Source organism: Stutzerimonas stutzeri (assembly GCF_002909485.1).
GTDB classification, from domain to species: domain Bacteria; phylum Pseudomonadota; class Gammaproteobacteria; order Pseudomonadales; family Pseudomonadaceae; genus Stutzerimonas; species Stutzerimonas stutzeri_AH.
Genome location: NZ_PPXG01000008.1, coordinates 243,295 through 256,783, shown reverse-complemented (window position 1 = coordinate 256,783; position 13,489 = coordinate 243,295). Strand labels below are relative to the sequence as shown.

At 60.2% G+C, this 13,489-nt stretch carries 10 protein-coding genes and 1 pseudogene; all 11 read left to right on the top strand.

What is annotated here, in order from left to right:
- Positions 1-3 precede the first annotated feature (3 nt).
- Positions 4-1,761 carry a peptidoglycan-binding domain-containing protein gene (locus tag CXK91_RS19120; protein ID WP_103457640.1) on the top strand — a complete coding sequence of 586 codons (1,758 nt, stop codon included), beginning with the start codon at positions 4-6 and terminating at the stop codon, positions 1,759-1,761.
- Positions 1,762-1,763: 2 nt separating this feature from the next.
- Positions 1,764-2,264 (top strand): hypothetical protein, encoded by a 501-nt coding sequence (locus tag CXK91_RS19115; RefSeq protein ID WP_103457639.1) that lies wholly within the window; start codon positions 1,764-1,766, stop codon positions 2,262-2,264.
- 40 nt (positions 2,265-2,304) lie between these two features.
- A pseudogene (locus tag CXK91_RS22960) lies at positions 2,305-2,460 on the top strand (phage baseplate assembly protein V); the annotation flags it as partial.
- Between the two features lie 397 nt (positions 2,461-2,857).
- The gene (locus CXK91_RS19105) at positions 2,858-4,729 is read left to right on the top strand and encodes a di-heme-cytochrome C peroxidase (protein WP_103457637.1); all 1,872 of its coding nucleotides are present in this window, start codon (positions 2,858-2,860) and stop codon (positions 4,727-4,729) included.
- A 27-nt stretch (positions 4,730-4,756) separates the two neighbouring features.
- Positions 4,757-5,893 carry a catalase family protein gene (locus CXK91_RS19100; RefSeq protein ID WP_103457636.1) on the top strand — a complete coding sequence of 379 codons (1,137 nt, stop codon included), beginning with the start codon at positions 4,757-4,759 and terminating at the stop codon, positions 5,891-5,893.
- A 168-nt stretch (positions 5,894-6,061) separates the two neighbouring features.
- Positions 6,062-7,210, top strand: coding sequence for an MlaE family ABC transporter permease (locus CXK91_RS19095; RefSeq protein WP_103457683.1), 1,149 nt, complete (start codon positions 6,062-6,064; stop codon positions 7,208-7,210).
- On the top strand, positions 7,207-7,992 hold the full coding sequence (locus tag CXK91_RS19090; protein WP_103457635.1) for an ABC transporter ATP-binding protein: 786 nt from the start codon (positions 7,207-7,209) through the stop codon (positions 7,990-7,992). Before CXK91_RS19095 ends, CXK91_RS19090 begins: the two co-directional genes overlap by 4 nt.
- A 1-nt stretch (position 7,993) precedes the next feature.
- Entirely contained in the window at positions 7,994-8,932 is a 939-nt protein-coding gene (locus CXK91_RS19085) for an MlaD family protein (protein WP_103457634.1), read from the top strand.
- Positions 8,929-9,555, top strand: a complete 627-nt coding sequence (locus CXK91_RS19080; RefSeq protein WP_103457633.1) for an ABC-type transport auxiliary lipoprotein family protein — start codon at positions 8,929-8,931, stop codon at positions 9,553-9,555. Before CXK91_RS19085 ends, CXK91_RS19080 begins: the two co-directional genes overlap by 4 nt.
- Positions 9,556-9,670: 115 nt before the next feature.
- Positions 9,671-10,747, top strand: coding sequence for an HlyD family secretion protein (locus tag CXK91_RS19075; protein ID WP_103457632.1), 1,077 nt, complete (start codon positions 9,671-9,673; stop codon positions 10,745-10,747).
- The gene (gene rbbA, locus CXK91_RS19070; protein WP_103457631.1) at positions 10,744-13,488 is read left to right on the top strand and encodes a ribosome-associated ATPase/putative transporter RbbA; all 2,745 of its coding nucleotides are present in this window, start codon (positions 10,744-10,746) and stop codon (positions 13,486-13,488) included. The genes CXK91_RS19075 and rbbA overlap by 4 nt, the downstream gene beginning before the upstream one ends.
- Position 13,489 lies beyond the last annotated feature (1 nt).

Genomic DNA, 13,489 nt, shown 5'->3' with positions numbered 1-13,489 from the left:
AGTATGAAATACGGAAATTTCGATCTTCGTCGAGGGGACCACGACGGGAATTCACAGCAGAATACGCCTCCACGTTGGGGGGGTGTAGACAACCCCGCTATACAGCAGGAGACTGCAGAAACAGGTCCTGTCGGCACTTCCAGCAGTACCGTATCACTCACGATTCCAGAGCATGTAAGGCATCTGCAAGAAGACTTGCAAACACTCGGGTTCACTATTATTGGAACCCCCGATGGGAGTTTTGGTAAATCGAGTGAGTGGGCGGTCAGGGAATTTCAGATCTACGCCAGAATGGCCCATGTGGCACGAGTTAAAGAAAACAAAATTGGCCAGTTGTTACTGACGTCTACTGGGACCTCGAAATTAGTAAATCACCGTGAGATCTACCATGATAGCTCTGCTCACGTTGTTGTTCAGGCCGGGCAGGCGCCTAACACTCCTGGGTCAACTGATGAGCTGAAATCATATTATGTGGATTCTCTAGAGCAAATAGCCAATGGCCATTTTTATACTGGTCCAGTAAGTGGAGTGGTTGATTCAGGTACTAGGGCGGCTATTGAGTTCTGGCTAGAGAATCATTACAGATGTCCAGTCGTGATTGAGGCTTGGTCGGTCAACCAGTCAGGCGCGCGGACTGCTTTGTCCGTCGGCGGTTCAAATTTATGGAAGCATAATAGCTTTACAAGTAGTGCTCCACGCATTTTCGTTCGTGATTTTACCCAATATTACACCCACCCTGCCACGAGGCCCGCATCCCAGTATCACGCTATAGGTTACTATGATACTCAAGGCGGTCCCAATGCGACCCAAAAACATAGTTGGGCTCCAGAAGCGGAAATGACAGTCGAGAACATGCTCGGCGCTCCAGCAAATCCACAGCAGTTGAATACGGCGCCACTCTCTACATATCGCGTAGTAAGAGCCGTTGCCGAGGCTGAATGCTATGGGAGGTTTGATGTAATCAACGCCTGGGATAATTCCTTGCTTTCTGCTGGGCCATGTCATTGGACAATGGGGGCTTCTAACGGAAACGAATACGATAAGGCAGAATTTCCGGCATTCATCGCATATTTGGCTGGCCGTAGCGAGGTTGCTTTTAGCAGGGCATTCGGCAATTTTGGTCTTTTCCCTGAGTATGAATGGGGTGACGAAGACATTTATTCGTCCAGCACTAGGACATATAACTCATGGCTAAAGTTGAGTAACGAAACTCATGTGCCCTCGCAATCAACTCACGCAGGAACTGAATTCAGCGCCCTCTTGAAGGCAAAGACAGAGGCCGCCTACTTAAAGAACTGGCACTGGATCTACAGAATTAGCATGGCTGGAAGAACTATTCCTGAATATCAACAGGCGATGTGGGAACTGGCCAAACAGAGAATTCGGGATATTCGAGGCAGAAGTGTTCGCTTTCAAGTTGGTACAAATACAATAAATAGCACTTTGGGAGAGGTTTTTACCTCTGAGAAGGCTGTCGCTATACTTTTGCGCTGGCATGTGTTTAGGCCGTCCCATGTCGTGAACCCGGCCTATGATCGGGTTACTGCAGCAATTCAAGGTGCGATAAATAGCAATCCCTCAATTAATTGGCAATTGCAAGTTTCGAACTGGGTGGATGCTCATGAGTCTGCGTTGACGGCGCGTCTACTTACTGCAGCGTCAGCTGTGAACAATACTGTGTCGACGAGTATTCTGTTTGGTGCTGGCCAGCCGCAAGGATCGGTACGTACCGGCAGAGGCACATTCTTAATGGATACCTGATTATGAAACTTTCGATAGTCATATTGATTCTTGCTAGCTTCAATGCGGCTGCTGGCGAAGCTGAAGTTTGCAAGGGAAACAAGGGTGCTAGAAGTTTCCTTTCCGAGTGGTGGGAGGGTGGCAGGATTAGTAATATTTTGACTACCATTCAGGGTGCTGAGATTTTACGGGAGCGAGGACGTATCGCCTATCAAGCGGACCTTAATGGTGATGGTAATCAGGACTACATATTTGAGTCATTTGATAGTCAGGGGTCTGCCAAAGATAGAACTTTTGGGATTTTCATCCAATGCAGGGGCTTTCTCCAATTTCTGGGGGGGGATTATTTCGCGGGCGTGGAGGAAATCGGATCGAAAAATAATGGCTACAATGATGTGATATTTCTCTCTTATCAGCGAGATAAGTCGGACGAAGTAATAAATGCAGAAGGTCAAGCACTTACCAGATCGCATGTTTGGAGTTTCAATCCGGGCTCTGGTAAGTATGAGGGCGGTATGGACTAGCCGCTGTCACAGGCAATTAGAATGCTGTGAGTAAGTCATTAGCTGGGACGGTAATTGCTACGGCGCCATTACCATCCCGTGGGCCGGCATGGAAGTGCTGGTGACCTTCCTCCAAGGCGATCCCGACCAGCCGCTGGTGACCGGCTGCCTGTATCACAAGGGACATCAGGTCTCCTACGACCTCAACAAGCGAAAGGAATACGTGAATGATTGGCAAGTTACTACTTGTCAATTATTTTTTATCACATCGGCCCACGCTGATCTAGAGGCGAAAATTGTCCAACAGAAGTTTCGAGCTCATCACTTCATCGCGACAAGCAATTAGAAACATTGGAAGGCACATATAAAATATGGGACTAGTTTATCGAAAAGATCTGCCGGGCAGAGACCTTTGAAAGCATTATGACTCAAGCAGAGTCAACAAAAAAACTTACCTGCATGGTAAAAAGAAATAAAGAAAAGGAGAATTTCTTTAAGTCCATCATCTAAAGCCAAACAGCGAAGCGCATCAAAGACAGCTGGGCATCGTATTGCCATCACCCCACAACCCTGCCATAAACGCGCACTCGCCATAACGCTACAAGGATGTACCGATGCGATTGCTGCGCCGAGCCCTGAGGGCTGTCTTGTTGTTGGCCGTGCTGGCCGTGGGGTTTGGGCTGTATTTTGTGGCCTACCCGAACCTTCCAGAATACGAAGCGCCAGAGGCGCTGCATTATCTGGAGCAGTGGGACGCCACGCAGCGGCAGACCTATTACTACACGCCGCAAGGCACCCAGGTTAAGGGACTGGAGTACGACTGGTTCCGTGCGCTGGAGCTGCCCTTCAGTGAGGACAAGTTCGCCACGCCCGACTACCTCGCGCGCTTCGGCTTTCTGGTCGATCCCGCACAGCAAGCCACGGTGGCAAACCCCGGCAACTTGCCGGTCGGCTTTGCCCGCCACGAGGATGATGAGACCGGTCGCGCCTATCTGGATGTGACCTGTGCGGCCTGCCACACCGGCGAGCTGCGCTACGGGGGTCAGGCCATCCGCATCGACGGCGGTGCGGCGATGCATTCGCTGGCCTCAACCGTGCCGACCCTGCGCGGTGGCTCGTTCGGCCAGGCACTCGGCATGAGCATGGCCTTCACCTATTACAACCCGCTCAAGTTCCGTCGGTTCGCCCATGAGGTGCTGGGCGAGCGCTACGAACAGGATCGAGCGCAGCTGCGTCATGACTTCAAGCAGGTGCTCGACCGCCTGCTCGGCACCGCTTACAACGACTGGCACCGTGGGCTCTACCCCACCGAAGAAGGCTTCGGCCGCACCGATGCGTTCGGCCGCATTGCCAACAGCGTGTTCGGCGACGCCATCGATCCGGTGAACTACCGCGTGGCCAACGCGCCGGTGAGCTACCCGCATCTGTGGGATATCTGGAAGTTTGACTGGGTGCAGTGGAATGGCTCGGCCATGCAGCCGATGGCGCGCAATATCGGCGAGGCGCTGGGTGTCGGCGCCACGCTGCAGCTGCTGCACGAAAACGGCCAGCCCGTTGCCGAGGCCGAGCGCTACGCATCGGGCGTCCGCGTGCGCGATCTACATAAGCTGGAAACCACTCTCATGCAGCTGGCCCCGCCCCGCTGGCCAGAACAGATCCTGGGCGCAGTCGGTCTAGAGCAGGCCAGCCTCGGCCGCGCGCTTTATCGGGAAAACTGTGCGAATTGCCACGACGCCAGGCCCACGCCGGTCGACAAGCGCTACGCTGCCGAGCGCGACCCCGAGTGGCGCATGAAGGTGATCCCCACCTCCTTCGTCGGTACCGATCCGACCACGGCTGACAATATTGCCGACCACCGCTTCGACCTTACTCGCCTGGGCTGGACGCAGGATGAGTTGGATCGTCTGGACGTGCGTCTGTACGGAAAGTCGTCGGGTCCGCTGGATCTGAACGAGGTGTCCAGCGCCAAGGGGTTGGCCTACATCACCGCGTATGTCGAAGAGCACGCCTATCGCGACGCCGGCATCGGCGAGGCCGAACGCGCGGAGTTCGACGGCTTCGGCCTGCCGATCGGCGTGCAGGAGCTGCGCGGCTACAAGGCCCGACCGCTGGACGGCATCTGGGCGACGGCGCCGTTCCTGCATAACGGCTCGGTCCCCACCCTGTTCCAGCTGCTGTCACCAGTGGCCGAACGACAGAAACAGTTCTGGGTCGGCAGTCGCGAATACGATCCGCTGCATGTCGGTATCCGCACCGAGCGCTTCGCTGGCGGCTTTCTGCTGGACACCACGATCACCGGTAATAGCAACCGCGGCCATGAATTCCGCGCCGGCTGCCGCGGCAACGGCGTGATCGGCCGGGCCCTGGCGCCGCACGAGCGCTGGGCACTGGTCGAGTACCTCAAGGTGCTAGGCGACCCCCGCTTCGAACCGCGCCTCGAGGAACTGCCGGATCGGCCCCACAACCCTGGTCCAAGCTGCCCCTGACCCGACCATCGCACAAGGATCTGCTACATGCTCACGACACTCTGGCTCTGGATCGGTCGCCTGCTGGGCCGACTGCTACTGGCCACGCTCTGCATCGGTCTGATCGGCTGGGCCATCGCAGCGCTGCATTATCACTTCACCTACCGCGGCCCCGTTTCGACCGAAGAGGAGATTGCGCCGAGCGAGGCGGCCGATACCCAGGCGATCATCGCCGACGCCATCGCCGTGGTCGAACAGCACAGCGAGAACACCCGCGTGCTGCGCGACGCCCATGCCAAGGCCCATGGCTGTGTGCGAGCCGAGGTCAGTGTGCGCGCTGACCTGGAGCCGACGCTGCGTCAGGGTGTGTTCAGCGAGCCTGGCAAGACCTGGCGGGGCTGGGTGCGGCTGTCCAACGGCAACGCCTATCCGCAGTTCGATCGCATCAGGGATGCCCGTGGCATGGCGATCAAGCTGCTCGACGTGCCCGGTGACAAACTCACGGTCGATCCGCGCCACGCCGGCGAGCAAGATTTCGTGATGTTCAACCACCCGGTTTTCTTCGTCCGCGACGTCGCTGAATATCGCAGCAATTTCGCCGCCCAGGCGCAGGGCAAGAAGGCACTGGCGTTCTTCCCGAGCGCTGACCCACGTAGCTGGGAACTGCGCCACCTGTTCATCGCGCTGCAGACGCTCGCGCCGGCGCCGGAAAGCCCGGTCGCGACCACCTACAGCTCGGTCGCGCCGTACAAGCTCGGTCCGCACAACATCAAGTACCGGGTTATCCCGACACCGGAAAACTGCCCGTCCTATCAGTTGCCGGAACAGAATCGCGACCTGCCGAACTTTCTGCGCAGTGCGCTCTACCAGCAGCTGTCTCTCGACCGCGCGCCCGCCTGTTTCGCCCTGCAGGTGCAGCGACAGAATGCCGAGCACTACATGCCTATCGAGGACACCAGCATCGAGTGGGACGAAGCCATAGCGCCGTTCGAGACAGTCGCCGACATCCGCCTGCCGCCGCAGGACTTCGACAGCCCCGAGCAGAACCTCGCCTGCGACAACCTCAGCTTCAACCCCTGGCACGCGTTGCCGGAGCACCGCCCCATTGGCGGCATCAACCGCCTGCGCAAGGCTGTGTACGAGGCGATCAGCACGTACCGGCTCGAGCGCAACGGCGCGCTTTGACGAGGCAGCCTTTTACTAATGCGGCCCACGGCCCGGCCCTGGGCACCGTCGCCTGTTGCCGGTAGGCCGGCTGCGACGCGCAGGTGACCTTCTTCTGTCTTGCCAGGCGGAGCCCTGCTAGCATCAATCCGGACTCCATTAGCCACAATAGGCACCCATTTGCAGAAGATGAGCGCCACCATGTCCTCGTCTCCCGGTTCAGTGACCATCGAACAGGGCGCTTCGCCGTTGCGCGCGCGCATCGCTGGTGACTGGACGCTCGCTCATTACGCGACGTTGCGGCGTGAGGTTAAACGACTCAGGGAGAGGATCGACGAGCGCAGTCAGGTCGAACTGAGCGGGCTGGGCGCACTCGATACGGCTGGCGCTGGCCTGTTGGTGGAGCTGCTGGGCGGTGAGCGCATCGCCGCTATCGAAACCTGGGCGCCACAGCTACCCGCTGAGCGTCTGGCGCTGCTACGCACTGTTGCGGCGGCGCTGGATCAGCCGGAAGCTGCCGAACCCACCCGTGGCTACGCCTTCGGCGACATTCTGGCTCACATCGGCCGTACGGTTGCCGCCGTATGGAAGCAACAGCGCATGCTGCTGGGCTTTATCGGCCTGACGCTGCAAACCCTGCTAGTGACCCTGCCGCGGCCGCGGCGCTGGCGAATGACGTCGCTGGCCGTGCATGTCGAGCAGACCGGTCTGGACGCCGTGCCAATCGTTGCGTTACTGACCTTTCTGGTCGGCGCAGTGGTGGCGTTTCTTGGCGCCACAGTGCTCGCCGATTTCGGTGCGACCATCTACACCGTCAACCTGGTGGGCTTTTCCTTCCTGCGCGAGTTTGGTGTGCTGCTGGCGGCGATTCTGCTTGCCGGGCGCAGCGCCAGCGCCTTCGCCGCGCAGATCGGCTCGATGAAGTCCAATGAAGAAATCGACGCAATCCGCACCCTTGGCCTAAGCCCCATCGAACTTTTAGTGCTGCCGCGGGTGCTGGCGATGCTGATCACGCTACCGATCCTGACCTTCGTCGGCATGCTCAGCGGCATTGCCGGCGGGCTGGTGGTATGCGTGCTGGCGCTGGATATTTCGGCGACCATGTTCTTCAACATCATGGCGCGCGACATCGCCGTCAGCCACTTCCTCGTCGGGCTGGTCAAGGCGCCGGTGTTCGCCTTCGTCATCGCGGTCATCGGCTGCCTGGAAGGTTTCAAGGTCACCGGCAGCGCGCAATCGGTAGGCGAACACACCACATCAAGCGTGGTCCAGGCGATCTTTATGGTGATACTGCTGGACGCTATCGCCGCGCTGTTCTTCATGGAGATGGGCTGGTGACGGGCAACGACGCTCTGATACAGGTACGTGGACTGGTCAATCGCTTTGGCAGCCAGACCGTGCACGAGAACCTCGACCTGGACATCCGTTGCGGCGAGATCCTCGGCGTCGTCGGCGGCTCGGGGACCGGTAAATCAGTGCTGCTGCGCAGTATTGTCGGCCTGCGGCGGCCGAATGCCGGCAGCGTGACGGTGTTTGGCGAGAACCTGCTGGAACTGCCGGCCGAGCGCCGCTCACAGGTGGAGCGACGCTTCGGTGTACTGTTTCAGCGCGGCGCGCTGTTCACCTCGCTGAACCTGCAGGAGAACGTTGCCCTGTCCCTAATCGAGCACGCCGGCCTCGAGCGCAAGGATGCCGAGCACCTGGCCCGCCTGAAGCTGGCGCTGGCCGGATTGCCGCCAGATGCCGCCTGCAAGTACCCCGACGAGCTCTCCGGCGGCATGGTCAAGCGTGCCGCCCTGGCCCGTGCACTGGCACTGGACCCTGAAGTACTGTTTCTCGACGAACCCACTGCAGGCCTCGATCCCATTGGCGCAGCAGCCTTCGATCAGCTGATTCTGACGCTGCGCGATGCCTTGGGCCTGAGCGTGTTTTTGGTAACGCACGATCTCGATACGCTCTACACCATCTGCGATCGGGTCGCCGTGCTGTCACGCAAGCGGGTGCTGGTAGCCGACCGTCTGGAGGTGGTGGAAGCCACCGACGACGCCTGGATCCGCGACTACTTCCACGGCCCGCGCGGCCGGGCGGCGCAACAGGCCGCCGATTTGTTGGAGAACTGAAATGGAAACCCGTGCCCATCATGTGCTGATCGGCCTTTTCACTGTACTGGCAGTCGGCGGCGCCTTGCTGTTCGCTCTCTGGCTGGGCAAGTCGAGCATGGATCGCGAGTACAGCTACTACGAGATCAGCTTCAATCGTGCAGTCAGCGGCCTGTCCAACGGTAGCTCGGTGGAGTACAGCGGCATTAAGGTTGGCGACGTCGAGGCGCTATGGCTGGAACCGGACGACCCACGCAAGGTGCGCGCGCGCATCCGTATCTATTCCGGAACGCCGATCAAGCAGGACACCCGCGCCCGCCTGGCTCTGGCCAACATCACCGGCAGCATGATCATCCAGCTGCACAGCGGCACGCCGCAGAGTCCGCCACTGGAAGGCAAGCGCGGCGAGCCACCGCTGATCGTCGCGGACCCGTCGCCGCTGAGCGCGCTGCTGGAGAACGGCGAAGACCTGATGACCAACATCAACAATCTGCTGCGCAGCGCTAACCTGATGCTCTCAGAAGACAATGCCGGACACATCAGCCGCACGCTGGCCAACCTAGAGCAGGCCACCAGCGTACTTGCCGAGCAACGTGGTGATCTTAGCCAGGCGCTAACCCAACTCGGCCAGCTAGGCCAGCAGACCAACAAAGCGCTGGAGGAAATCAGCCTTCTAACGCGAAATGCCAACGGCCTGTTGGACGGAGAAGGTCGTCAAGTGTTGACCAGCGCCAGCGAGTCGATGGCCGCCCTGGAGCGGGCCACTTCGCGCCTGGACGAGCTGCTGGCAAGCAATCAGGGCGCCTTGAATAACGGCCTGCAAGGCTTCAGCGAGCTGGGCCCGGCAATCAACGAGTTGCGCGGAACCCTTGGTGCACTGCGTCGCGTCACCCAGCGCCTCGAAGACAATCCGAGCGGTTTCCTGCTCGGTCGCGAAAAAATCAAGGAGTTCACCCCATGAGCCGTCTTGCGCTGATTCGCTCGTTCGCCGTCGCAGCACTGCTCGGCACGCTCCCTGCCTGCACGCTGCTGCCCGAGGCCGAGTCGATCCGGGTGTTTTTGCTGCCGGCCAGCGAGGCCCCAGCGAACCAGGCCGCCGGTACGTTGCGCCAGGCACTGCGCATTCATACGCCACATGCCAGCAGGATTCTCGCCGGGCCCCGTATTGCCGTGATGCCCGATGGCAATCAGATCAGCAGCTATCAGGGTGCACGCTGGGGCGACACGGCGCCAACCCTGCTGCGTGATCGGCTAATCGAGCAGTTCAGACAAAGCGGGCAACCGACCCCAGTGAGCAATGAGGAAAGCAATCTGTTCGCCGAACTGGAGCTGTTCAGCGATTTGCGGGCATTCCAAAGCGAGTACGTCGACGGCAAACCCCACGTGCGGATTCGTCTGGACGCGCAGCTGGCATCGGCCGCAGATCAACACATCCTCGCCAGCCGTCGCTTTGAAATCCTCCAACCGAGCGGCAGCCCGCGGTTGGAAAGCGTGGTCGAAGCGTTCGGCCAAGCCAGCGACCAGCTCAGCCTGCAACTGCAAAACTGGGTGTTACAGGTAGCAAAAAGCCAGCCTGTGCAGTGAATTGCCGCGAAATGGTCAGATAACGCAATAAGTGCGCTTTTATTGACTCAGGCTAAACGCAACCTTCATGACAATCGCTTAGCATGCGAACTATTGCTTCACGAAAGGAATGCTCATGAAAGCGCCAGCCCAGAAAAATCTTCGCCGCGTACTGTTAGGTCTTGTCGTGGTCGTGGTCATCGCTCTGCTCGCCTGGTCGGAGCTGCGCACGGACGGCCTGGGTGAAGGCTTCGCCAGCGGCAATGGTCGTATCGAGGCCACCGAGATCGACGTGGCGACCAAGCTCGGCGGGCGCATTCGCGAAATCACCGTCGACGAAGGTGATTTCGTGCAGCCGGGCCAGGTTATCGCGCGTATGGACACCGAGGTGCTGGATGCTCAGCTCAACCAGGCCCGGGCGCAGGTACGCCAGGCGGAAAACGCCATCCTCACTGCCCAGGCGCTGGTCACCCAACGCGAGAGCGAAAAAGCAACGGCCGAGGCGGTGGTGCTGCAGCGACGTGCCGAGCTGACCGCTGCACAGAAGCGTTACCAACGCACCGAAACCCTGGTCGGCCGCAATGCCCTGCCGCGGCAACAGCTGGACGACGACCTCGCCGCCATGCAAAGCGCGCAGGCGGCACTGGCCGCTTCGCGTTCGCAGGTGCTGTCGGCCGATGCCGGCATTGCGGCCGCAAAATCCCAGGTCATCGAAGCGCAATCGGCTCTGGAGGCGGCACAGGCCAGCGTCGTGCGTCTGCAGGCAGACATCACTGATAGCGAATTGAAGACCGATCGCGTCGCCCGGGTGCAATACCGTGTCGCGCAACCGGGTGAAGTGCTCGGTGCCGGCGGCAAGCTACTCAATCTGGTCGATTTGGCCGATGTCTACATGACCTTCTTTCTCCCTGAACGGCAGGCCGGGCGGGTGGCGCTGGGTTCAGACGTGCGCCTGGTGATCGACGCCGCGCCGCAGTATGTGATCCCGGCCAAAGTCACCTATGTCGCCAGCGTCGCGCAGTTCACCCCGAAAACCGTGGAAACCGAGAGCGAGCGCGAGAAGTTGATGTTCCGGGTCAAGGCGCGAATCGATCCGGAACTGCTGAAGAAACACATGGAGCAGGTCAAGACCGGCTTGCCGGGTATGGCCTATCTGAAGCTGGACGCTGACGTCGAATGGCCGGCGCATCTGCAGATCAATGTCGGCTCATGAACCAGTCGCTCGCGCCAGTGGCGCAGGTGGAAGGGGTCAGCCTGCAGTACGGCAAGACCTGCGCGCTGGACGACCTCAGCCTGTCGCTGCCAGCCCGCTGCATGGTCGGCTTGATCGGCCCGGACGGAGTCGGTAAGTCGAGCCTGCTGGCACTGATCGCCGGTGCGCGACAACTGCAAAAGGGCCGGGTGCAGGTGCTCGACGGTGACATGGGTGATGCCAGTCATCGCCGGGCCGTGTGTCCGCGTATTGCCTATATGCCGCAGGGGCTGGGCAAGAACCTGTACCCGACACTTACGGTATTCGAGAACCTGGAGTTCTTCGGCCGGCTGTTCGGCCAAGACGCCGAGGAACGCCACTGGCGCATCGCCGAGCTGACCCGCAGCACCGGTCTTGGCCCCTTCGTCGACCGCCCCGCAGGCAAGCTTTCGGGCGGCATGAAGCAGAAGCTCGGCCTCTGCTGCGCACTGATCCACGACCCCGACCTGCTGATACTCGACGAGCCAACCACCGGCGTCGACCCACTGTCGCGCGCACAATTCTGGGAGCTGATCGATCGCATCCGAACCGAGCGGCCACAGATGAGCGTGCTGGTGGCCACCGCCTACATGGATGAGGCGCAGCGCTTCGATCACCTGGTGGCGATGGATGCCGGGCGCATCCTTGCCACCGGCACCCCGGCGGAACTGCTGACCCGTACGGACAGCGACAGTCTGGAAGAGGCCTTCATTCGCCTGCTGCCGGAAGAAAAAAGTCGGCGACATCGTGCGCTGGAAATCCCGCCACGTCAGGCCAGCGACAGCATCGCCATCGAAGCCCATGACCTGACCATGCGCTTCGGCGACTTCGTTGCGGTGGATCGCGTGAATCTGCGCATCGAGCGCGGGGAGATCTTCGGCTTTCTCGGCTCCAACGGCTGCGGCAAAACCACCACCATGAAGATGCTTACCGGCCTGCTGCCGGCCACCGACGGGCAGGCGCTGCTGTTTGGCAAGCCGGTGGACCCGCACGATATGCAGACCCGTCAGCGGGTTGGCTACATGTCCCAGGCCTTCTCGCTGTACAGCGAATTGACGGTACGGCAGAACCTCGACCTGCATGCACGGCTGTTTCATCTGCCGCCCGACCGCCGCGAGCCGCGCATTCAGGAAATGCTCGAACGCTTCGAGCTCGTCGAGGAAGCCGACAGCCTGCCCGAAGCCTTACCGCTGGGCGTGCGCCAGCGTCTGTCGCTGGCAGTGGCGGTGATTCACGCGCCAGAAATGCTGATCCTCGACGAACCCACTTCTGGCGTCGACCCGGTCGCTCGCGACGGTTTCTGGGAGCTGCTGGTGCAGCTGTCGCGCGAAGACGGCGTGACCATCTTCATTTCCACTCACTTCATGAATGAGGCACTGCGTTGTGACCGCATGTCGCTGATGCACGCCGGCCGTGTGCTCGACAGCGATACACCACAGGGTCTGATGGACAAGCGTGGCCTGCCAACCCTCGAGGCAACATTCATCGCTTATCTCGAAGATGCCATGGCCGAAAGTGCAGCAAACGCGCCACCGAGTGCCGTCACCACCCCCGACAGCCCACGTCCGGCTAAGGTCGCTAGCAGCGGGGAGCTGCAGGCGCGCTTCAGCATGCGTCGCCTGCTCAGCTATACCCGCCGTGAATCCATGGAGCTGCGCCGTGACCCGATCCGCGCAACGCTGGCCATGCTCGGCACGGTGGTGTTGATGTTCATCATGGGCTACGGCATCAGCCTGGACGTAGAGGATCTGACCTACGCGGTACTCGACCGCGACCAGACCACAGCCAGCCAGGCCTACGCACTGAACATCGCCGGCTCGCGCTATTTCATCGAAAAGGCTCCGCTGACGAGCCCTTCGGATCTCGACCAGCGCATGCGCAGCGGCGATATCGCTCTGGCCATCGAGATCCCGCCCAACTTCGGCCGTGACCTCAAACGCGGTGCCGTGCCGCAGATCGCGTTCTGGATCGACGGCGCCATGCCGATGCGCGCAGACACCATCAAGGGCTACGTACAGGGTCTGCACATGAGCTACCTGCAAGACCTGGCGCGCAGTGCCGGCGTGGACAGCAGGGCGGCGGCCAACGTGGCCATCCGTTATCGCTACAACCCGGATGTGCAGAGCCTGCCGGCGATGGTGCCGGCGATGATCCCGATCCTGCTGATGATGATTCCGGCAATGCTGACGGCACTCGGGGTGGTACGCGAGAAGGAGCTGGGTTCGATCACCAATTTCTACGTCACGCCAGTCACCCGCCTGGAATTCCTGATTGGCAAGCAGCTGCCCTATATCGCCCTGGGCATGATCAATTTCGTCACGTTGGTACTGCTGGCGGTATTCGTCTTTGGCATCCCGATCAAGGGCAGCCTGTTCACCCTGGTGCTGGGCGCGCTGCTCTACGTGACCTGCGCCACAGGTCTGGGCCTGTTGATGTCGTCGGTGCTGAACAGCCAGATTGCGGCGATCTTCGGCACCGCCATCGCCACCCTGCTGCCAGCCGTGCAGTTCTCCGGACTGACCCACCCGGTGTCCGCGCTGGAAGGCTTCAGCGCTTTTCTCGGCCAGATCTACCCGACCAGCCACTTCCTGGTAATCAGCCGCGGGGTGTTCTCCAAGGCGCTGGGCATGGCCGATCTCTATTGGTACTTCATCCCCTTGCTGCTGGCGATTCCGCTGCTGACCCTGCTCAGCGTCGCCGGCCTGCGCAAGCAGGAAAAATGAC